This window comes from Rhizobium sp. 10N427 (assembly GCF_056394605.1).
Genome location: NZ_JBFTID010000005.1, coordinates 219,063 through 239,918, shown reverse-complemented (window position 1 = coordinate 239,918; position 20,856 = coordinate 219,063). Strand labels below are relative to the sequence as shown.

Annotated in this window: 23 protein-coding genes and 1 pseudogene; 10 read left to right on the top strand and 14 right to left on the bottom strand. The window is 62.3% G+C overall.

Annotated elements, in window-relative coordinates:
• Positions 1-116 precede the first annotated feature (116 nt).
• A complete protein-coding gene (locus AC1DIJ_RS13275) occupies positions 117-482 on the bottom strand; it encodes a DUF4406 domain-containing protein (RefSeq protein ID WP_112386375.1) in 366 nt (121 codons plus the stop codon).
• Positions 483-601: 119 nt separating this feature from the next.
• On the opposite strand from AC1DIJ_RS13275, the gene AC1DIJ_RS13270 reads away from it, so the two are divergent.
• Positions 602-1,357 (top strand): DeoR/GlpR family DNA-binding transcription regulator, encoded by a 756-nt coding sequence (locus AC1DIJ_RS13270; RefSeq protein WP_112386376.1) that lies wholly within the window; start codon positions 602-604, stop codon positions 1,355-1,357.
• On the opposite strand, the gene AC1DIJ_RS13265 is transcribed toward AC1DIJ_RS13270, so the two are convergent.
• Both AC1DIJ_RS13265 and AC1DIJ_RS13260 read right to left on the bottom strand, forming a co-directional pair.
• Positions 1,332-2,081 carry a hypothetical protein gene (locus AC1DIJ_RS13265; protein WP_112386377.1) on the bottom strand — a complete coding sequence of 250 codons (750 nt, stop codon included), beginning with the start codon at positions 2,079-2,081 and terminating at the stop codon, positions 1,332-1,334. The two genes, AC1DIJ_RS13270 and AC1DIJ_RS13265, sit on opposite strands and share 26 nt — an antisense overlap.
• A gap of 161 nt (positions 2,082-2,242) precedes the next feature.
• Complete coding sequence (locus AC1DIJ_RS13260) at positions 2,243-3,247, bottom strand: asparaginase (RefSeq protein ID WP_477831418.1); 1,005 nt, start codon at positions 3,245-3,247, stop codon at positions 2,243-2,245.
• 149 nt (positions 3,248-3,396) lie between these two features.
• Here AC1DIJ_RS13260 and AC1DIJ_RS13255 point away from each other — a divergent pair, with 149 nt between their 5' ends.
• The 4 genes from AC1DIJ_RS13255 (at position 3,397) to AC1DIJ_RS13240 (ending at position 6,536) form a co-directional block, all read left to right on the top strand.
• Positions 3,397-4,134, top strand: a complete 738-nt coding sequence (locus AC1DIJ_RS13255; protein ID WP_112386379.1) for a DUF3750 domain-containing protein — start codon at positions 3,397-3,399, stop codon at positions 4,132-4,134.
• A 260-nt stretch (positions 4,135-4,394) separates the two neighbouring features.
• Entirely contained in the window at positions 4,395-4,643 is a 249-nt protein-coding gene (locus AC1DIJ_RS13250) for a hypothetical protein (RefSeq protein WP_148194306.1), read from the top strand.
• Positions 4,640-5,182 (top strand): hypothetical protein, encoded by a 543-nt coding sequence (locus tag AC1DIJ_RS13245; protein WP_112386381.1) that lies wholly within the window; start codon positions 4,640-4,642, stop codon positions 5,180-5,182. The genes AC1DIJ_RS13250 and AC1DIJ_RS13245 overlap by 4 nt, the downstream gene beginning before the upstream one ends.
• Before the next feature lie 142 nt (positions 5,183-5,324).
• The gene (locus AC1DIJ_RS13240) at positions 5,325-6,536 is read left to right on the top strand and encodes an MFS transporter (RefSeq protein WP_112386382.1); all 1,212 of its coding nucleotides are present in this window, start codon (positions 5,325-5,327) and stop codon (positions 6,534-6,536) included.
• Here the strand turns inward: AC1DIJ_RS13240 and AC1DIJ_RS13235 are convergent.
• Complete coding sequence (locus AC1DIJ_RS13235; RefSeq protein ID WP_112386383.1) at positions 6,533-7,150, bottom strand: helix-turn-helix transcriptional regulator; 618 nt, start codon at positions 7,148-7,150, stop codon at positions 6,533-6,535. The two genes, AC1DIJ_RS13240 and AC1DIJ_RS13235, sit on opposite strands and share 4 nt — an antisense overlap.
• 108 nt (positions 7,151-7,258) lie before the next feature.
• On the opposite strand from AC1DIJ_RS13235, the gene AC1DIJ_RS13230 reads away from it, so the two are divergent.
• Positions 7,259-8,680 carry an MFS transporter gene (locus AC1DIJ_RS13230; RefSeq protein WP_112386384.1) on the top strand — a complete coding sequence of 474 codons (1,422 nt, stop codon included), beginning with the start codon at positions 7,259-7,261 and terminating at the stop codon, positions 8,678-8,680.
• A gap of 221 nt (positions 8,681-8,901) precedes the next feature.
• Here AC1DIJ_RS13230 and AC1DIJ_RS13225 read toward each other — a convergent pair whose 3' ends face one another.
• The 4 genes from AC1DIJ_RS13225 to AC1DIJ_RS13210 all read right to left on the bottom strand — a co-directional run bounded on the left by AC1DIJ_RS13225 (position 8,902) and on the right by AC1DIJ_RS13210 (position 12,907).
• Positions 8,902-9,900, bottom strand: a complete 999-nt coding sequence (locus AC1DIJ_RS13225) for an NAD(P)H-quinone oxidoreductase (protein WP_112386385.1) — start codon at positions 9,898-9,900, stop codon at positions 8,902-8,904.
• A 77-nt stretch (positions 9,901-9,977) separates the two neighbouring features.
• Entirely contained in the window at positions 9,978-11,783 is a 1,806-nt protein-coding gene (locus tag AC1DIJ_RS13220) for an EAL domain-containing protein (RefSeq protein WP_112386386.1), read from the bottom strand.
• 154 nt (positions 11,784-11,937) lie between these two features.
• Positions 11,938-12,180 carry a ribbon-helix-helix domain-containing protein gene (locus AC1DIJ_RS13215; RefSeq protein WP_112386387.1) on the bottom strand — a complete coding sequence of 81 codons (243 nt, stop codon included), beginning with the start codon at positions 12,178-12,180 and terminating at the stop codon, positions 11,938-11,940.
• Positions 12,181-12,355: 175 nt separating this feature from the next.
• A complete protein-coding gene (locus tag AC1DIJ_RS13210) occupies positions 12,356-12,907 on the bottom strand; it encodes an HdeD family acid-resistance protein (RefSeq protein WP_112386388.1) in 552 nt (183 codons plus the stop codon).
• Between the two features lie 141 nt (positions 12,908-13,048).
• Between AC1DIJ_RS13210 and betI the strand changes: the two genes are divergently transcribed.
• The 3 genes from betI (at position 13,049) to betA (ending at position 17,167) form a co-directional block, all read left to right on the top strand.
• Complete coding sequence (gene betI / locus AC1DIJ_RS13205) at positions 13,049-13,636, top strand: transcriptional regulator BetI (RefSeq protein WP_112386389.1); 588 nt, start codon at positions 13,049-13,051, stop codon at positions 13,634-13,636.
• A gap of 232 nt (positions 13,637-13,868) precedes the next feature.
• Positions 13,869-15,332 (top strand): betaine-aldehyde dehydrogenase, encoded by a 1,464-nt coding sequence (gene betB, locus AC1DIJ_RS13200; protein WP_112444061.1) that lies wholly within the window; start codon positions 13,869-13,871, stop codon positions 15,330-15,332.
• A gap of 185 nt (positions 15,333-15,517) precedes the next feature.
• Positions 15,518-17,167, top strand: coding sequence for a choline dehydrogenase (betA, locus tag AC1DIJ_RS13195; RefSeq protein WP_112386391.1), 1,650 nt, complete (start codon positions 15,518-15,520; stop codon positions 17,165-17,167).
• Positions 17,168-17,171: 4 nt separating this feature from the next.
• Here the strand turns inward: betA and AC1DIJ_RS13190 are convergent, their stop codons facing one another.
• The 6 genes and pseudogenes from AC1DIJ_RS13190 to AC1DIJ_RS13165 form a co-directional block, all read right to left on the bottom strand.
• On the bottom strand, positions 17,172-17,471 hold the full coding sequence (locus AC1DIJ_RS13190; RefSeq protein ID WP_112386392.1) for a type II toxin-antitoxin system RelE/ParE family toxin: 300 nt from the start codon (positions 17,469-17,471) through the stop codon (positions 17,172-17,174).
• A complete protein-coding gene (locus AC1DIJ_RS13185; protein WP_112386393.1) occupies positions 17,468-17,743 on the bottom strand; it encodes a YlcI/YnfO family protein in 276 nt (91 codons plus the stop codon). Before AC1DIJ_RS13185 ends, AC1DIJ_RS13190 begins: the two co-directional genes overlap by 4 nt.
• Before the next feature lie 66 nt (positions 17,744-17,809).
• Positions 17,810-18,175: a type II toxin-antitoxin system VapC family toxin gene (locus AC1DIJ_RS13180; protein WP_112386394.1), complete on the bottom strand. Its 366-nt coding sequence runs from the start codon at positions 18,173-18,175 to the stop codon at positions 17,810-17,812.
• Positions 18,169-18,384 carry a ribbon-helix-helix domain-containing protein gene (locus AC1DIJ_RS13175; RefSeq protein ID WP_112386395.1) on the bottom strand — a complete coding sequence of 72 codons (216 nt, stop codon included), beginning with the start codon at positions 18,382-18,384 and terminating at the stop codon, positions 18,169-18,171. The genes AC1DIJ_RS13180 and AC1DIJ_RS13175 overlap by 7 nt, the downstream gene beginning before the upstream one ends.
• 82 nt (positions 18,385-18,466) lie before the next feature.
• Positions 18,467-18,943, bottom strand: a pseudogene (locus tag AC1DIJ_RS13170) (DUF6644 family protein).
• A gap of 3 nt (positions 18,944-18,946) precedes the next feature.
• The gene (locus AC1DIJ_RS13165) at positions 18,947-19,330 is read right to left on the bottom strand and encodes a DUF6152 family protein (protein ID WP_112386396.1); all 384 of its coding nucleotides are present in this window, start codon (positions 19,328-19,330) and stop codon (positions 18,947-18,949) included.
• A 149-nt stretch (positions 19,331-19,479) separates the two neighbouring features.
• On the opposite strand from AC1DIJ_RS13165, the gene AC1DIJ_RS13160 reads away from it, so the two are divergent.
• A complete protein-coding gene (locus AC1DIJ_RS13160; RefSeq protein ID WP_112386397.1) occupies positions 19,480-20,829 on the top strand; it encodes a chloride channel protein in 1,350 nt (449 codons plus the stop codon).
• Positions 20,830-20,856 lie beyond the last annotated feature (27 nt).

The following is a 20,856-nucleotide window of genomic DNA, read 5'->3' as shown; positions in this document are numbered from 1 at the left end:
TCTCCCTTTTGGGGAGATGATATATCGCGGCGGCGCGGGGGCAGCCATGGGGAAATTGGACGCATTCGAAATGCGCCCTCACCCCATCCTTGTCGCTGGGATGAGGGGCAACCGGGTCACGCCGCCGCAGCGCAGCCCGGCACATCCTCGAGCCGGTGCCAGACGGGAATGCCCCGCTCCCGGGCAATCCGTACGTCGTTATCGGCGCCCTTGGATGCGCCGGGAAGGCGCAGCACGCCCTCGCAAAGCTCAAGCAGACGATGGGCGACGGGATAGAAGATTTCCTCGTGCAGCGCATCGCCGATCGTCGTGCCGCCCGCAGCATTCCAGACCGGCAGCGCCACCCATTCGCCGATCATCGGCACATGGCCCGCCTTAAACAGCACATAGGACGGCGCTTCCAATGCCTTCAGGTTCGTCGCCATTTTCACCGGGTCGTCGCCCGTTCCCGACCGGTAGGGACCGGCAATCAAAATCAACATGACCAAACTCCACAACTCCCGGCATCATGCACGGGATTTCACGATAATGCGCGAAATTGCTTGCATGTCGAGTCGTAATGGGCATTATCGCGGAGTTTCGTAAATTTTCGTGCAGGACAATGCTGACCACACAACGCAAATCCCTGATCCTCGATATCCTGCGCCGGGACGGCCAGGTGATTGCCAAGCGAGTTGCCGAGGAGTTCTCGCTGTCCGAGGACACGATCCGCCGTGACCTCAGGGAGATGGCGGGCGAAGGATTGTTGAGGCGGGTGCATGGCGGAGCGCTACCGGTTTCGCCCGATCTGCCTGATCTTTCGGCCCGGCGCGCGGTTGCTTCGGAGACCAAGCAGCGGCTCGGCGCTTTTGCGGCTGCGATGGTGAAGGCCGGGCAGATGATCTTTCTCGACGGCGGCACGACGACGGCGGAGATCGCCAGGCGGCTGCCGCGCGACATCGCCTTCACGGTCGCGACCCACAGCCCGACGATCGCCGCCGAGCTGGAGCATCACCCGACGGCCGAGGTGATCCTGACCGGCGGGCGGCTTTACAAGCATTCGATGGTGGCAACGGGGGCAGCCGCGATGAGTGCGATCGCGCAGCTCCGGCCCGACATCTTCTTTCTCGGGGTTACCGCCGCCCATCCCGTGCACGGACTGTCGACCGGCGATTTCGAGGAGGCGGCGATCAAGCGGCATATCGCCCGCTGTTCGGTGGAGACCTATGTGATGCTGACGGAAGACAAGCTCGACCGCGCCTCGCCCTGCCCTGTGCTCGGCATCGGCGACGTCTCCGGAATGATCGTCCCCGAAGGGATCGGCGAGGAGCGGCTGGCGCCCTACCGCGCGCTCAACGGCGCGATCCTCGAAGCGTGAACGGCTCCAGCAGGCGCTCGCGCAGGACCGCCGCATCCTGCGGTAGCAGCGTCGCGCCAAGCCCGGCAGCGAACATCGCCAGCACCGCGTAGGCAGGGACCATGCTGCCGGTGCCGAGATCAAGCACCGCTTCCAGCGGCGCCTGCGCCCCGGCGAGCGTCTCAGCGAGCCAGGGCATGCCGATGAAGCGGGCGGGCGCGGCGCCGAAGCCCGGCGTTTCGGCGAAAGCAGTCAGCGTGCCATAGGCGGCGCAGAACCAGAGAAGCGCGCGCAGCCACCGCCATTCGCCGAACGGAACGGTGCGCCCTTCCTCGAAGGGGATCGCCAGATAGGCGCAGAGCACATTGATGAACAGGAAGGCGGCAGGCAGGCTTTCTGCCACCATTTCCGGTCGCAGCTGGCCAGTCCAGCCGGCAGCAAGGATTCCGGGAAAGGCGGTCGAGGCATAGAACCAGACGAGTGCCGCTGCGGCCCAACCCCATCCGCACCGCAGATAGCGCAGCCGCCCCACGGTGCAGATCACCATGATCAGGCTCGCCAGGCCCATGCCGGCAGGTTTCATGGCGCCCGACATGCTGACGACGATCGGCCCGCAGGAGCCGGCGACTTCAGCGCAGCCGGAGACAGCGACGACGATCCAGGTGACGTAATCGAAGCACATGGAGAAGAACAGGAAGATCGCCACAGCGATCAGCATCCACCAGATGTAGCGGCCTGCAAACATATCCTGCCCTCATGGCATCGAGATCGAAACCCCACGTTTCGAAAGCCGCGCCATTGTAGGACAAATCCCGGCGGCCGCACGCGCCGTCGCCGGAATTGGTTTAATCCATATTAGTATTTGCTGATTTTTGTAGGGCTGATGTGCCGCAACGGCACGGATGATCAGGCGAACGCAGCCGTGGCGCGCACCTCGCCCACCACTGCGCCATTGCGAATGTGGATCGGCCGGGTGGCAATCGCCATCAAGGCCGCGTGCGTTTCGCCGCCCTTCTCGAAAAACCGGGCGAGCGTGGCGGCGATCATGGCTTCGGCGGCGCGCGTCGTGCCGTCCTCGCATTTCAGCGCGACAGCAATTCCCTGCTCCGGAAGCGTGGCGCAGAAGACGCCCTCGGCGCCGGTCTTGGCGAAAATCTTGCCGGGGGCGATCTGCATCAGCGCCGTGCAGGTGCCGCCGGTCCCGGAGACATAGAAGGGCTCGGCCATGCAGGCCTCCATTAACCGCTTCGAAGCCTTGGCGCGGATCGGCTCGAGACCATTGCCCGTCGTCATCTTCGCGAAACCATGGGCAAGCCGCTTCAGCGGCACGGCATAGGTCGGGATGGCGCAGCCGTCGATGCCGCAATTGTCATGGGCGAGCACGGCGCCCGTCAGGCTTTCCATCGTGCCGCGGATTTGTTGCTGCAGCGGATGATCGTAGCCGACATAGCCCTTCAGCTCGACACCCTGATGAACACAGGTGCAGACGAAGCCAGAATGCTTGCCGGAGCAATTGTTGTGCAGCGGGTTCGGCTTGTCGAGCGTGCGGGCCTGATGGATCAGCGTATCCTGATTGGACGACCAGTGCGTGCCGCATTCGAGCACGCTTTCATCGCGCCCGGCGCGCGCCAGCATAGAGGCCGCCAGCGCCACATGTGCATCCTCGCCGTAATGCGAGGCGCAGGACAGTGACAGCTCCTTGTTACCGAACCCAAAGGCATCGGCAGCACCGCTTTCGACCAGCGGCAGCGCCTGCATCGCCTTGCAGGCAGAACGCGGGAAAACGGCGGCATCCGCATCACCCAGCGAAAACACCACCTTGCCATCGCCATCGACCGCAACCACCATGCCGCGATGACGGCTTTCGACGAGCGAACCACGGGTGACTTCGACGGTGACGGGATTGGACATGGGGGATATTCCGGGTGGTTGACAGGGATGCTGAAGGCATAGCGCCGTCCGCCGATAAAGCAACGCCTTTCAGCCCGCCGTCAGGCGCAATTGCGTCATCATGATCGGGAATATCGTCCTATCGGTGCTGTTCGGGGGCTTTGGCGACTATGCGGTTTTTGAAGCGGCTGTTTCTGGCGATACTCGTCATCTACCTGCTTCCGGCGCTGGCTTCGGCCGGATGGTGGGCGCTGAAGGAGCGGCCGAAGAGCTGGCGCGAGGCGAAGTGGACGTCATCGGGCGTACTGCCCAAAGCGGATGCCGATGGCGAGGCGGCGATCTACATCCTTTCGGCGGCGACCGGCGGGATGAAGGGTGCTGTGGCCAGCCATTCGTGGATCGTCACGAAAGGGACAGGCGACGAGGCCTATAACCGCTACGACAAGGTCGGGTGGGGCTCGCCGATCCGCCGCAACAATTATCAGCCGGATGCCTACTGGTACTCAAACACGCCTCATATCGTACGGGCGCTGAAGGGGCCGGAAGCGGCAGCCCTGATCCCGGCTGTCGAGGCGGCGATCCAGTCCTATCCGTTTGCCGCGACCGGCGATTACCGGATCTATCCGGGCCCGAACTCCAACAGCTTCGTCGCCCATGTACTTCGAGCCGTGCCGCAACTCGGCACCGTGCTGCCCCCCGATGCCGTCGGCCGGGATTTCCTGACCGACGGGCGCTTCTTCGAGATCGACCCTGACGGACGCGACATGCATGCGACGCTCTATGGCCTGATCGGCTTTGCGGCTGGCGTGCGCAGCGGCTTCGAGGTGCATTTCATGGGACTGGTGGCGGGCGTCGATATCGCCAATCCGGGGGTGAAGGTTCCGGCGTTCGGACGGGTTGGGATCTGAGGGATGGCGCAGATAAATATGCGTGACCGCTGATAAAATTGCGCGATCGGATGGCGATCTTTACACCCTGGCTGCGATTAACGTATAGCTTCCACAATTATCCCGCGTGCATCCAGACGCTCCGCAGCAGGAGGCAATCGGAGCATTCTAAAAATGCAGCAGGAAAGTTGTGAGGTCGCGGCGCTGGGAGGGAAGCGGCAGTGTCGGTTTTACGGTGGATATGGTGGTTTGTCGTATTTCCCGTCTGGAGTTTATACCTAGTGATCGCAGGCTTGGCAGGTGGCTATAATGACATTCCAGCTGCCTATCGCGATATGCGCGACAAGGGATACCTAGACTACTTATTCGCAATTCTCTTAACCGCTTACGCGTTCTTTATCTCAAACTGGGCCGTGATGACGGCTTGCCTGATGATAATTGCGTTTGCATTCTATATATTAATCTTGGAACCGCATCGCTATGCGCGGAAGCGCGAAGAGGATTTTCTCAAGAACCGAGATGATCAATGACTGACACCAACCTAATCATCTTAGCGACCGCAATTATAGTCGCGTATTTTTTCGTGACTTCGATCCTTCGCCGCCATGCGGAAGCGAAGAGATTGGAAGCTCTATCTTTTGCGAAGAAGCTTCTCGTTAACGAAGCCACTCCTGACGAGGTCAAATCCTTCCTTGCAAAGGAGGATTACATGAGCTCACGTGGCTTCGCCCCTTGGCTGGTGGCAGTTGCCCTGCCTTTCCTCGGTATCGCGTCACTTTTCTCTGATAGAGACAACGAGATGCTGGACGCGGTCGAGAAGGTGGGAAAAGGCATCCCCGAAATGTTTGATGGGTATCTGAACTCGGCAACCAAGAGCATACTTTTCAGAAGCCCTCTGGCTCTGTTGATCATCGCGGCTGAGCTTGCAGTGCTCGGAGCCATTCTAATGGTATTGAGCGTCGTTTTGAGCAATGCGCGAGACGGAATGCGTTCGGTTTTCACATATCTGTTCATTCGGCTCGACGACTATCACCAGCATGGACTGACTGGTCACCAGCACCGGGGATAGCCTCGTTTTGATGGATTCGGCGCTGAAGTGATTCAATCACGCACCGTCGCAGCCCATCACACAACTTGAGCCTCGTATCACAAACAATCGTTTTTCGATGGCAGCAGGCAGGATTAGAGGTAGCGCATCAGGAATCACAGTCATGCCCTCTGCCTTCTCCGTCATCCTCCGCGAACCGAAAATCCGCATTCCGGCCGTCACACTGGTGGCGCTCGCCTTCACCTATGCTTCGACGCTGCCTTATCAGTCGATCATCGGCATCAACGAGCTTGGGATGAGCGACGGCGCCTATTCGGCGCTGGTGTTCTTCTCGGCGCTGGCCAATGTGGCGACCAGCCTGACGCTGGGGATATGGTCGGACCGGATGGCCGACCGGCGGCCGCTGGTGCTGGCGTTATCTGTCTGCGGCATGATCGGCTTCGGCTCGGTCTTTGTCTTTCATACCGCGCCGGTGTTCATTCTCTGCGTGCTGCTGCTGATCCCGGCGAGCAATTCCACCTATTCGATCCTGTTTGCCAGCATCCGCGCGACGACCAACACGATGGATCGGGGATTGGCAGGATCTATCTCCTCGACGGTTCGGGCGCTCTATTCGGGATCCTGGGCGCTGGCGCCGGGGGTGATCGGGCTTTACCTGGCGACCGCGCAGTCGATGACGCCGGCCTATGGGATTGCCGGGGCGGCAAGCCTCACCTGCTTCTGCCTGTATTTCTTCTTTGCGGGGAAGACGCCGAAATCGTCGGGGCCGCTCGCCGATGCGCCGGGTTTCCTGCCGTCGCTGAAGCGGATCGCCCAGCCCTATATCCTCAAGCGCATCATCGCCATGTCGCTGCTGCTCGGCTTGCAGCGGCTGAACACCATGCTGTCGCCGCTGATCATCACCCATCCGGCCGGTGGCACGGTGGTCGATGTCGGCTTCATGGCGGGCCTCGTCGCCTTCCTGGAAATGCCGTTCATGATGATGTGGGGCGCGCTGCAGAAGCGCTTCCGCAATGTCCATATCCTGGCCGCGGGCAGCCTGATCTACTGTCTCTACCTGACGCTGGCGGGGTTTGCCTCGGCGCCGTGGCATATCTATTCGCTGGTTCTGATCAATGCCTGTGGGGCAGCCGCCATCCTTAGCGTACCGATCACCTATCTGCAGGACCTGATCGCCGACCGGCCGGGGCTCGGCAGCTCGCTGATCTCGGTCAGCGTCTTCATCAGCAATGGTGTTGCCGCAACGATCTTCGCGATCGGCACGACGCTGACGGATTATTCGGGGACGGCGCAGATCGCCGCCCTTGCCGGGCTCGGGGCGATCGCCTTCCTGCTGGTGCTGGAAAGTGGCAAGCGGCAGCTGAGCGCAGCCTAGACCGATATCCGGTAAGCGCAGCGGCGGGCGCCGAGCAGGATATGTTCGGAGCGCTCGACTTGGGCGCCAAGCACGCTGCGGAAGGTTTCGAGCTCGGAGCGGCAGAAGCCGGCGCAGACGGTGGCGGCAGCGCAGATCGGGCAGTGGTTTTCGACCAGCATGAAGGAGCCGTCCTCCTCCTGCCAGCTGTCGGCCATGTAGCCCTCGCGGCTTCTGATGGCAGCGAGCTGGCTGACGCGGTCGGCAAGCGCTGGAGCCGAAACGTCCTGCCGGTAGCGGGCGAGCGTCTCGGTTTCGCGGGCCGATATGACGGTGTCGAGCGCGGCGGGGCCGAGCTTTTCGGCGATGCTGGCAAGCAGGCTTGCAGTGAGTTCGGCATGGCCATCCGGAAAGGTTTGATGGCCGGCGGCGGTGAGCTGCCAGAGCTGTTTCGGGCGACCGCGGCCGGACGACGGTTCGCTCACCGGCTCGGTGAGCCCTTCTTCGGCGAGCTTGGTCAGCTGCTGGCGGGCGGCCTCGGCGGAAATGCCGAGATGGCCGCCGACGGCAGGGCCGAGCTGCGGGCCTTCGGTCTTGAGCAGAAGCAGGATACGGTTGGCAGGCGATTGGCGCATTTATTTTTCCAAGTCCACGCTTGTTTTAATAACACAAGCATGCAATTTTCCAACTTATAAATTGGAAAATAATCTTCCGCCAGGGAAAACACATCAAGGCATACAGGCATGACCAGCATCGAACAGGGCGCCGCGCCCAAATCCTCCGTCCTCCAGCTTTTCACCCCTCGCCTGCTTCCGGCCACGCTGATGCTCGGCGGCGGTGTGACGCTCTATGCGGTCGAGAGTTACATCATGGCGACGATCGCGCCGTCGATCGTGCGCGATATCGGCGGGCTGCCGCTGCTCTCTTGGGTAACGACGCTCTATGTCGCGGCGGCAGTGCTCGGCTCGATCTCGGTAGCGATGCGGCCGCGCGGCATGGGGCTCAGGATTGCCTATGTGTTCGGCGCCGTGCTGTTCGGCGCGGGCAGCCTCGTCTGCGCCGCCGCACCGGTGATGGAAGTCGTGCTCGTGGGACGGACGATCCAGGGCTATGGCGCCGGGATTCTGGCAGCGCTTGCCTATGCCTTCGTGCGCTTTGCCTTTCCTGAGCCGCTCTGGCCCAAGGCTTCGACGCTGTATGCGGCGATCTGGGGTGTCGCGACGCTGCTTGGTCCGAGCGCCGGGGGATTGTTTGCCGATGGCAGCAATTGGCGGCATGCCTTTATCGTCCTGGTGCCGCTCGGCGTGCTGATGGCCGTGCTGGCGCCGTGGCTGCTGCCGAAGGCAACGGATGATCGTGCCGAGGGACGCATACCCTTCGTGCAGATCGGCCTTCTGATCGGCGCGGTGCTCCTCGTCAGCATTGCCGGAACGCTGGAACAGACCGGCGGCAAGGCGGTGTTCGTCGCTCTCGCCGTCATCGCCATCGCGCTGATGCTGGTCATCGAGCGGCAGGGGCGGACACGGCTGCTGCCCACCGGCGCGGTGACGCTCAGCAAGCCGGTGGCGCGCGTCTATCTCACCATGTTCACGCTGCTGATCGTGCTGACCAGCGACATCTACATTCCCTATTTCCTGCAGGCGCTGCATGGCGTGACGCCGCTGATCTCCGGCTATCTGACGGCGCTGGTGGCGCTCGGCTGGACCTTTGCCGCCTTCTTCAGCGGCAATCTCAAGGGCCCGGCCGCCATCAAGGCGATCATCGCCGGATGCGTGATTGAGGCACTCTCGACGGCAGCCCTGGCGCTGCTTCTGGCGCGCGAAAACCAGACGGCCGAGATCGTGATCCTCGCTCCGGCGGCCTTCGCGATGCTGATGATGGGCTTCGGCGTCGGTCTCGGCTGGGCGCATCTGGTGACCAAGGTGCTGCAGCTGGTGCAGAATTCCGAACAGGACAAGGCGTCCGCGGCAATCTCCACCGTGCAATCGCTTGGCAGCGCCTTCGGCGCGGCGATCGCCGGGGTCATCGCCAACAGCACTGGGCTGGTTCACCCCGGTGGGATCGCAGGCGATATTGCGGCGGCGCACTGGCTTTACGCTGCGATGGCTTTGCCGGGGATTGTGACGGTGATCACGGCGCTGTCGTTGCGGGACAAGGCGGCCTGAGCCTCTCGCGGCCATCCTCGGCTGAATATCTGCAGGTGAAGTAGGGGGTCGTTGGATCCTCGGGACAAGCCCGAGGATGACGGCCAGATGATATCGTCTCCGCCTACAGCGAGAGCGCCCAACCCAACTTCGTCATCCTCGGGCTTGTCCCAAGGATCTAGCGAACCACTAGGTCAGCCGGTGCAAATGCAGGCCCGAGCATGACACCAGTCGGGTGACACTCAGACCTTCAGCATGATCTTGCCAATGTGAGAGCTCGTCTCCATCAGCCGATGCGCTTCGATGAAGTCGTCGAACGCAAAAACCTTGTCAATGACCGGGGAGACCGTCCCGGCTTCAAGCAGCGGCCAGACCTGGGAGAGCAGATCGTCGCGGATGGCGCGCTTCTCTTCGGCGGTGCGCGGGCGCATGGTCGAGCCCGTGACCGTCAGGCGCTTGACCATGATGGGCGTCAGGTTGACCTTTTCAGCCACCGCACCGCCGAGGAAGGCGATGATCGACAGGCAGCCGTCTTTCGCCAGCGAGGCGATGTTCTTCTCGAAATAGGCGGCACCGATCATGTCCAGGACGATATCGACGCCCTCGCCCGCGGTTTCCGCCTTGATGACTTCAGCGAAATCCTCGGTCTTGTAGTTGATCGCTCTCGTCGCGCCGAGCTTGACGCAGGCGTCGCATTTATCGGCCGAACCGGCGGTCGCATAGACCGTGGCCCCGAACGCCTTGGCGAGCTGGATTGCCGTCGTGCCGATACCGCTGGAGCCGCCATGGATGAGGACGCTTTCGCCTTCCGTCAGGCCCGCCATCTGGAAGAGATTGGCCCAGACGGTGAAGAAGGTTTCCGGCAGGGCGGCGGCCTTGACGGCATCGTAACCCTTCGGGAATGGTAGCGCCTGACCGGCCGGAAGCAGGCAATATTCTGCATAGGCGCCGCCATTGGCAAGACCGCAGACCTTGTGGCCGACAGTGTAGCCCGAGACGCCGGGGCCGATGGCGGCGACTTCGCCTGCAAGCTCGAGGCCAAGGATCGGGCTGGCGCCCTTCGGCGCCGGATAGGTGCCCTGGCGCTGCGCCACGTCAGGGCGGTTGACGCCGATGGCCAGCGTCTTCACCAGGATCTGCCCCTCGCCCGGAACCGGCAGCGGACCGCTGGCGATCTTCATCGCCTCGGGGGCGCCGAAGGTTGGAAGATCGACGTAACGCATGGTCGACGGCAGGGGCATATCCGGTCTCCTCATTCCGAAAGCACAGGAGATAATTCAGCCCTGCCGCCTTGGAAAGGCGGGAAGTGGCAAAGGCGTCAATTCGCCTCGCCCAGATGATTGAAGACCAGACCGTCGATGCTTTCCTTGGCATGCGCCTTGACCTGGGCGATCTCGGTGCCGACGCGGTTGATGTCGTCGATGACGAGGCCGTCGGGCAATTCCAGCACGCCGATCGAGCAGCGCATCAGCGGGAACAGCGCCTCGGCGCCGGAGCGGTCGTGGCCGCGGATGCTGCCCTTGGCGCGGTCCTGATCCGAATAGAGGGCCAGCACGTCCTCATGAAAATCGCTGATCAGCCGATCGAGGATTTCGCGAAGCTCGGCCTGGGTCCAGCCGACAACGCCGATGAAGAAATCGTCGCCGCCGACATGGCCGAGGAAGTGGCGTTCGGCGAAGAAATAGCGGCGCATCAAGGCGGCAAACAGCGAGATCGCGTGGTCGCCGAGATGGAAGCCGTAGGCATCGTTGAACGGTTTGAAATTGTCGAAGTCGCAATAGCAGAAATGCCTGACGTCATCGCCGTCGCGGCCGGACTGGCGCATGAAATCGCGGATCGCGTGGTTGCCCGGCAGGCCGGTCAGCGGGTTCTGGTCCTGGGCAATCTTCAGCTGCTTCTCGTTGATCACCTTGATCAGCGATGCGGCGGAGACGACACCGGCATAGCGCATGTTGTCCGTCAGGATCAGGCAGTTGCTGCCTTCCATATTGGCGAAGATCGACATCAGCCGTTCGGCATCGCTGTCGAGGCTGACGATCGGGGCGATCTCGACGAATTGCGAGATGGTGCGTTCGTACATCTTGTTCTTCAGCAGATCGCGACCGAACGGATGGTAAATATACTGCTTGAGATGATGCTCGTGGATGATGCCGCGCGGCTCGCCATTGGCGTTCAGTACCGGGAAAAAGGCCTGGCGCGGATTGCGGCGGAAGAGTTCGAAGACCGTATCGATGCTGTCGTTTTCGAACACCGTCGGCAGCATTTCGATCTGCTTGCGGATCAGGATTTCGTCGAGCGACTGGGTGTTGCGCTTGCTCTTGCCGAGATCCTGCAGATGGGGGAAGGCCGGAACGAGCTCGGAAATGTGCGTGGTCGGGCGGGCGATGAACCAGCCCTGGACGAGATCGACGCCATATTCGCGGCAAGCCAGAAATTCGGCTTCGGTCTCGATGCCCTCGGCGATGACGCGGGTGCCGAGAACATGGGCGATGTTGACAATGTTCTTCAGGAGATGGCGCTTGCGCGGCTTGCTGTCGATATCGGCGACGAAATGCCGGTCAATCTTCAAGTAGTCGACGGCATAGTCGCACAGAAGCTTCATCTCGCCGTGGCCAACGCCGAAATCGTCGATCGCCAGCTTGAAACCGGTGCGGCGCAGCTTGGACACCAGCGCCTCGAATTCCGGCACGCTGGTGTTGTCGAAACGCTCGGAAAACTCGAAACAGACGGAGGACGGTGGCAGGTTTGCAGCCTTCAACTGCTGCAGCAGGTTTTCGATCAGCCGGTCGCCATGCGGGATCAGGCGGACATCGAGATTGAGGAAGAGTGTCGAGGTGGCGTAGTTGCCGAGGGTGGCGAACTTGGCGAGCGCACGGCTGGCGACCATCTGCTCCAGCGGCAGCAGCTGATTGGCGCGAAAGGCCTCGTCGAGGATTTCTATCGGGGAATCGAAGCCGATGCGCTCCTGCCCGCGCATGAGGGATTCGTAACCGAATACGGTGCCGGTGCCAGCCTCGACGATCGGTTGGAAGGCGTTTTCTACGACGAGCTTTGCAAGCGTCACGATCTGATCGCTGGCATAGCGGCGAACGACGCCGGGCTCGACGGCGGCAGTCAAAGACATGCCATTCTCCACTGTGAATTCTTGTTTTTCGCAGCGAAGATGGAGGAGAAGGGTCAACGAACCCTTTCGCCAATGTGAAACTTTTGTGAAAGCTGCAGGCGCCCGTGGCGCCCACAAAACATTTCAGCTTTCTCTTATTTTATCAGCCGTTTAGCTATGCAGACCGGCGGCGGACCGCTTCGTGATCCGCGAACATGTCGGCCACGCAGCGGCCGCTCCCCGCATGGCCTTCGCCATCGAGAATTTCGTCCTTGTATTCGCCGAGCTTGCGGGCGGCATCCCATAGACGCAAGGCCTCGCGGACGACTTCGCTGCTCGATGCATAACCGCCGCTATCGACGGCATCACGGATGCCTGCTGCCTGTACCGGTGATATGGAAACTGTGACCATCGGCATGAAATTCCTCCCTTCGTTTTGCCGGGCAGAACCTGCCCAACGGGGGACGCATGACCATTCTTGGCATTCTTACCGGCTGTCCAATCGCCGCTGCCTTGGTATACGTTAATTTTAGACCTGCGTCATATGCTTGTCAAAAAAAGAAATAATCCGTGATCGGGCCTGTGGATTACGGTCATAAACTCCGCCGCAGCGCCAGGCCGAAAGCGAGCATGGTGGAGCCCTGCAGCAAAAGGTCGGCAGCGAGGAAGAGCCCGAGGATCCAGAGGCTGTTGACCGGCCAGCCGAGGGCGATGACGAAGCCGGCAAGCGCGGTGACAACGCCGCTGGCGACGATCCAGCCCCAGCCCTTCACCGGTTTCATTCGGCGGCCGATGAAGACGCGGAAGACCCCGGCGATGATGAGGGCGACGGCAAGAAACAGCGTCAGCGCCGCCGAGGCCAGGATCGGGTTGATGAAGGCGAAGACGCCGGCCAGCACATAGAGCAGGCCGCTCAGAACCCAGAAGAGAATGTGATCCCAGCCCCGCACCTGAAAGGCATGGGCGAGATAGACGATGCCGCCTGCCAGCATCAGCATGCCGACATAATAGACCGAAGCGACGGTGGCGACAAACAGGTTTGCGAAGGCGATGAGGCCGCAGATCATCAGCAACACGCCGAGCCCGGCGAACCACATCCATTTCGGCTGCAGGGACGAAGACGGCATTCCCAAGACGCTTGCCATGACGCACCTCCTGTTCCGGTTGATATGCTGCAGAATTGCAATCCGGAAAGGGCTGTGTTTCGAGGCGGGAGCACGAAAGATTTTTATTGATTGGTCAGTCAATCAAAAATAAGGTGCTAGCAATCTGGAAAGCTGGACATCATGCCGAAGGTTGGAATGGAACCCGTGCGCCGCAAGGCGCTTGTCGATGCCGCGTTGCGCGTGATCGGGGATCACGGTTCGCTGACCGTCACCATGTCCGAAATCGCCCGGCAGGCTGGTGTGTCCCCCGCCCTTGCCCACCACTATTTCGGCAGCAAGGAACAGCTGCTGATCGAGACGGTCCGCTCGCTTCTACGCCAGTTGCGCAACGACGCGGTGACAGCGCTGAAGGCGGCCGCTACGCCGCGTGAAAAACTCTCCGCAGTGATCCGCGTCAGCTTCCAGGCCGATCAGTTCGCGCCGGAGACGATCGCCGCCTGGCTCGCCTTCTATGCCGAAGCGCAAAGCTCCGAGGAGACGCGCCGGTTCCTCGTGATCTATGCGCGGCGGCTGCGCTCCAACCTGCTCGCCAATCTGAAGCCGCTCTGTGCCGCCGATGCCGCAGAACGCATTGCCGAAGGCGCTGCGGCGATGATCGACGGGCTCTATATCCGCCAAAGTCTGAAATCGGCACCGATCAGTATCGAGGCTTCGATCGGGCTGACGGAGGATTATGTGACGATGCAATTGAAGGGGATGGAGCGATGACATCGAATGCCTCCCTTCTGCATCTCGTTGATACCAGCGCCCGGAGCCCCCTCACCCTGCCCTCTCCCCGCGGGGGAGAGGGGACGTCGACGGTTGCGGCAAACCTCCCTTCCCCCCGCGGGGAGAAGGTGGCCCGCAGGGCCGGATGAGGGGGCCACGAGCGCAAAGATTTCCTGCTCTAGAAATGAGGTGCTCTCGTTTCTGCAGCAGCCAACCGTACAAAGGATAGACCATGAAAGCCCAGCCGAAAGCATCGCACTTCATCGACGGCGAATATGTCGAGGATGACGCGGGCAGCGTGATCGAGAGCATCTATCCGGCGACCGGCGAAGTGATCGCCCGGCTGCATGCGGCAACGCCTGCGATCGTCGAGAAGGCAATCGCCGCGGCCAAGCGCGCCCAGCCTGAATGGGCAGCGATGAGCCCGACGGCGCGTGGCCGCATCCTGAAGCGGGCGGCCGACATCATGCGCGAGCGCAACCGCGAGCTCTCCGAACTCGAGACGCTCGACACCGGCAAGCCGATCCAGGAAACCATCGTCGCCGACCCGACCTCCGGCGCCGACAGCTTCGAGTTCTTCGGCGGCATCGCGGCAACGGCGCTCAACGGCTCCTATATCCCGCTCGGCGGCGACTTCGCCTATACCAAGCGCGTGCCGCTCGGCGTCTGCGTCGGCATCGGTGCCTGGAACTACCCGCAGCAGATCGCCTGCTGGAAGGGCGCGCCCGCGCTGATCGCGGGCAACGCCATGGTCTTCAAGCCGTCGGAAAACACGCCGCTCGGCGCGCTTGCTATCGCCGAGATCCTGCATGAGGCCGGCCTTCCCAAGGGGCTCTACAACGTCATCCAGGGTGACCGCGAGACCGGCCCGCTGCTGGTCAACCACCCTGATGTCGCCAAGGTTTCGCTGACCGGCTCTGTGCCGACAGGCCGCCGCGTCGCGGCTGCGGCGGCAAGCCATCTCAAGCATGTGACGATGGAGCTTGGCGGCAAGTCGCCGCTGATCGTCTTCGATGACGCCGATATCGACAGCGCCATCGGCGGCGCAATGCTCGGCAATTTCTATTCGACTGGCCAGGTCTGCTCCAACGGCACCCGCGTCTTCGTGCAGAAGAAGATCAAGGGCGAGTTCCTGAAGCGGCTGAAGAGCCGCACCGAGGCCATGGCAATCGGCGACCCGATGGACGAGGCGACGCAGATCGGCCCGATGGTCTCCTGGGCGCAGCGCGAAAAGGTGCTTGCCTATATCGAGAAGGGCAAGGCCGAGGGCGCGACGCTGCTCACCGGCGGCGGCATTCCGAACAATTTGGCGGGCGAAGGCTACTACGTGCAGCCGACCGTGTTTGCCGATGTCACCGACGGGATGACGATCGCACGCGAGGAGATCTTCGGGCCTGTGATGTGCGTGCTCGATTTCGACGACGAGGCCGAGGTCATTCCCCGCGCCAACGCCACCGAATTCGGCCTCTCCGGCGGTGTCTTCACCGCTGACATGACCCGCGCCCACCGCGTGGTCGACCAGCTGGAAGCTGGGACGCTGTGGATCAACACCTACAATCTCTGCCCGGTCGAAATCCCCTTCGGCGGCTCCAAGCAATCGGGCTTTGGCCGCGAGAACTCGGCAGCGGCGCTGGAGCACTATTCCGAACTGAAGACCGTCTATGTCGGCATGGGGCCGGTGCAGGCGCCTTATTGAGACTTTGAGATAAAGACCCCTCTCCCGCTTGACCGTGTAGCCCCCTCATCCACCCTACGGGCACCTTCTCCCCGCTGGGGAGAAGAGGACACGAGACGGCGGCGGCACATCCCTTCTCCCCTCAGGGAGAAGGTGGCGGCAGCCGGATGAGGGGGCCGCCCGGAAGAATGGACAAGAGAGATCCAATGCAAGCAGATTTCGTCATCATCGGCTCCGGCTCGGCAGGCTCCGCACTTGCCTACCGTCTCTCGGAGGACGGCAAGAATACCGTTATCGTCATCGAGGCCGGCGGATCGGATTTCGGGCCGTTCATCCAAATGCCGGCAGCGCTTGCCTGGCCGATGAGCATGAAGCGGTATAACTGGGGCTATCTCTCCGAGCCGGAACCCAATCTCAACAACCGGCGCATCACCGCGCCGCGCGGCAAGGTGATCGGTGGCTCCTCGTCGATCAACGGCATGGTCTATGTCCGCGGTCATGCCGAAGACTACAACCGCTGGGAAGAACTCGGCGCCCGCGGATGGGCCTATGCCGACGTTCTCCCCTACTTCAAGCGCATGGAACACAGCCATGGCGGCGAGGAAGGCTGGCGTGGGACCGATGGGCCGCTGCATGTGCAGCGCGGCGTGTTCCGCAACCCGCTGTTCCAGGCCTTCGTCGAGGCCGGCAAGCAGGCAGGCTTCGAGACGACGGAGGATTACAACGGCTCGAAGCAGGAAGGCTTCGGGCTGATGGAACAGACGATCTTCCAGGGCCGCCGCTGGTCGGCTGCATCGGCCTATCTGAAGCCGGCGCTGAAGCGGCCGAACGTCAAGCTGGTCTATGGTCTCGCCCGCACGGTGGTGATCGAGAACGGCCGGGCCACCGGCGTCGAGATCGAGCGCGGCGGTAATGTCGAGGTGATCAAGGCGAACCGCGAGGTGATCGTCTCGGCCTCGTCCTTCAATTCGCCGAAGCTGCTGATGCTCTCTGGCATCGGCCCCGGCGCGCATTTGCAGGAGATGGGCATCGCGGTGAAGGCCGACCGGCCCGGCGTCGGCGCCAATCTGCAGGATCATATGGAATTCTATTTCCAGCAGGTCTCGACCAAGCCGGTGTCGCTCTATTCCTGGCTTCCGTGGTTCTGGCAGGGGGTTGCAGGCGCGCAGTGGATGTTCACCAAGTCGGGCCTGGGCACGTCCAACCAGTTCGAGGCCTGCGCCTTCCTGCGCTCAGGCCCGGGCATCAAGCAGCCCGATATCCAGTATCATTTCCTGCCTGTGGCCATCAGCTATGACGGCAAGGCGGCGGCCAAGAGCCATGGCTTCCAGGTGCATGTCGGCTTCAACCTGTCGAAATCGCGCGGCAACGTCACGCTGCGCTCCTCCGATCCGAAGGCCGATCCGGTCATCCGCTTCAACTATATGAGCCATCAGGAAGACTGGGAAAAGTTCCGCCATTGCGTGCGGCTGACCCGCGAGATCTTCGGCCAGCAGGCCTTCGACCAGTATCGCGGCCCGGAGATCCAGCCGGGCGAGAGCGTGCAGACCGATGATGAAATCGACGCCTTCCTGCGCGAGCACCTGGAAAGTGCCTACCACCCCTGCGGCACCTGCCGGATGGGCGCCAAGGACGACCCGCTTGCCGTCGTCGACCCGGAAACCCGCGTCATCGGCGTCGACAACCTGCGCGTCGCCGACTCGTCGATCTTCCCACATGTGACCTACGGCAACCTCAACGGCCCGTCGATCATGACCGGCGAAAAGGCGGCCGATCATATTCTCGGAAAGCAGCCCTTGCCCCGTTCCAATCAAGAGCCGTGGATCAATCCGCGCTGGGAAGTGAGCGACCGATAGACGGTCAGTGGTAGTCGTCTTCGCGCTGGTGGCGGATGGCGGCTACCGTGACTGTTTTGCTGTTATCGATCCTGAACAGGATAATGTAACCCGCTGATCCAAACGGCACCAATAGTTCGCGCAACAGAGAGTTTTCGCCGGGTGCCTTGCGGCATGAAAAGGGAAACTCTTCGATGACGCCCATGGAAGATGTTATGGTCTGTAGCGCTCGCATGGCGGCTTCTTCGTCTCTATCCAACATATAGGCGTAGAGACGCTTCAGATCGGCTCGGGCTTTTGCGGTAAGCCGAACCTTGTAGCTCAAGCGGAAGGCTTTCCAGAGCGCTTGGCATCGAGCATGTCCTTCAGCTCACCGAGAACCTCCTCGGCGCTATAGTAGATGCCCGTCCGTTCGGCCTCGGCCAGCGACGCCAGCCCCCGCGCGATAAACTCCGCCTGCGTCTTGCGATAGTGAACCTGACGCCGCAGTGAATCTTCCATCAGCGCCGAAAGGGTCTCCCCCTCCTTCAACACGCTCTCGGCGGCTGCCCGCAGCTCGGGGTCGACGCGAAGGGATGGCAGTGTTGCGGTTTTCATGGCTCGCTCCATGCGTTGCAATTGCGATGCATGATGCTCTCAAACTGTGCTGCTTTCAAGCCTGCGCTAGCGCTGGTAAGGCACGCGAATGCCCGGATTGCCTGCCGGGAAATCCTTGGTGTTGCGGGTAACGAGCAGCATGGCGTGAACGTCTGCGCTGGCCCAAATGATGGCGTCGGGCAGCTTGATGCGATGCTTCTGGCGGAGTGCGACGGCGCTTTCGGCGATGCTGCCGTCAAGCGCTATGACATCGAAGCTGTTCAGGAAGCCGCGAGTGGCGGTTGCGTGTTCGGGCCGGGCGCCGATCAAAACCTCCATCCAGGTGATGATGCTGATTGCCTGCTGCTCATAGCGCAATAGTTCATCACGGGCCTCCGGCACCGCGTTCAAATAATCGATCAGGATGTTGGTGTCGAAGAGCGCCTTCACCATTCGCTGCGAAGCTTTTCCTGGTAGGCCAAACCATCGGCAGCCTGATCGCCCCAGAGACCGAAGGCCTCCTCATCCTTCAGCCGGTCGCGGCGTTTCAGGAAGTCGTCCACAGCCTCGCGGATCAACGATGCGCGGGAAACCTTTTCCTCGCGGGCGATCTCATCCAATGCTTTCAGCTCGGCCTCGCCGATGTCGATCAGTGCGCGCATCAGTCTCTCCGCGATATCATATATGTATATCGTATCGCGAACTGCGGCTCAAATCGATGCCGAACTTCAAGTTCAGAATCAACTAGAGGAAGCCGATCCAACGTCCTGCGAGCAGACTCGCAATCCAGGCGGCGGCGGAGATGGCGGCGGCGATGCGGATGCGTGTTGGCGCGATCTCGTCGGCGAGTGTCTTGTGCCAGCCCCTCCCCGCGTGGACGAGCGCCGCGTTGGCAATGCCGAGGGCGATGATCGAAAGCTTGGCGAGGAGGGCGGGGTTTTCGGCTTACTCGGCGGGGCGGACGCTGAAGAGGAGCGTGCCAGTGACGATCGCCAGCGCGAGGCCGGTGGCTGCCGCGGCGGAGAGGAACGGGCCGATGACGGCGAGCGGCACCGATGGGAACCAGCCCATGAGCCGGAGATCGAGCGGCAGGATCGCGCCGATCAGCAGCGCGATCGAAAGAATATGGGCGGCATTGACGACGATGTAGAGCAGCGCCGAGCGCCTGAGGGCGACGGCAGGCGGCGCTGCGGCGATCCATTCGAAGAGCTCTGCGGCCATCCGTCAGTTCGTCTGGATGCGTTCGGGATAGATGTCGTAGCGCTTGCCTGATACCGTGATGCGCACGGCCTTCATGCGTTTCTCACTGGCGTCCTGCGAACGGTTGCCGAGTGCGACGATCGCATCGCCGTTCCTGGCCGAACCCTCGACGAAGCCGGATCGCTCCGTCTGGCGCGGATTGCCGAGCTCGACCCGCCAGACGCCATCGGCCGCGGCGACATAAAGCGACGGATGCGGGCCGCCCATCGAGATCTGCTGGATCGTGCCCTTCAGCTCCATCTGCTCGGCTTCGGCCCAGGACCAGCCGTGATGTGCGGCAGCGCCGGTTGCGAAGATCGCCGCGAGTGCTGCGGCAGCGATCGATTTTTGGATCAAGGATATGCGCATATGAGGTCTCCCTACCCTGTTGCGTCAAGGGGCAAGTGGCGCGGCGCCCGGGCTTCGGAAGGTATTTCACCAAATGTTGAAACAAGGGGTGATCTTTCGCGCCGATTGGGACTAGAAGGTTAAGCCCCCATCACGTGCCAGAGTCCCCCATGCCTGCCTCCTATCGCAATTCCAAGCTGCTCCGCCGTTCCCGTATCTTCTGGGGATCCTTCTCCCTCTGGCGGCCGCGGCTGGTGTTCTGGTGCGGTGCCTTGGCGATCGGGGTGATCAGCGTCGGTTTCGCCAAGCTTGCCGATCTGGCGCAGAAGGCGTTCGGCAGCCTGACATCATCAGGCGAATGGGCCTTCCTGCTGCCGCTAATCCTGACGCCCACGGTCTTCATGCTGTCGGCCTACCTGGCGGCCACGCTGTTTCCGAATTCGCAGGGCAGCGGCATTCCGCAGGCAATCGCCGCGCGGCATCTGCGCGAAGAGGACGACCGGACGCGGCTGCTGTCGCTCCGGATTGCCTTCGGCAAGATCGTGCTGACAGTGCTCGGGCTGTTCTCTGGCGCCTCGATCGGCCGCGAAGGGCCGACGGTACAGGTGGGTGCATCGATCATGCTTGCGGTTGCCCGCTTCGGCGGTATGGCGCAGGCGCGCGGGCTGATCCTCGCCGGTTCGGCGGCGGGCATTGCGGCCGCTTTCAACACGCCGCTTGCCGGTATCGTCTTTGCCATCGAGGAGATGAGCCGCACCTATGAAGCGCGGGCCAACGGGCTGGTGCTGACCGCCGTCATCCTCTCCGGTCTCGCGGCCCTCGGGCTGGCGGGCAGCTACAACTATTTCGGCGAAGCCTCTGTTGCGCCAACGCAATTGCGCGACTGGGGCCTCGTGCTCGTCTGCGGCATCGGCGGCGGGGCGCTGGGTGCTGCCTTCAGCGGCTTTGCCCTGCATTTCGGCCAGAAGATCCGCCGCTGGGCGCAACCGCAACCCTTGAAGCGCATGCTCGTGCTGGCCGGCACCTGCGGACTGGCGATCGCCGTGATCGGCATCCTCTCCGGCGGCACCACCTTCGGCACCGGCTACGAGCAGGCCCGCGGCGCCGTCGAGGGACATGCGCTGCCGCTGCTGTTCTTCGTCGAGAAACTGGCCGCCAGCTTCCTGTCGATGCTTTCAGGGATTCCCGGCGGCATCTTCGCGCCGTCGCTTGCGGTCGGCGCCGGTTTCGGCAGCACGGTCGGATCGGCTCTCGGCACCAGCATCGCGCTGGCGGCGATCCTCGGCATGGCCGGATATTTCGCCGGCGTCGTGCAGGCGCCGATGACAGCCTTCGTCATCATTCTCGAAATGACCGGCGACCACCAGGCCGTCATCCCGATCATGGCGGTATCGATGATCGGCTACGTGACATCACGCATCCTCTCCCGCGAACCGCTCTATCACGGCCTGTCGAGGGTATTCATCGCCGCCGCCATCCGGGCGCGGCGGGCAGTCGAGAGGGAAGAAGCGGCGGGCTAGGCATGGAATTGCAGGGGCAAAAATCGC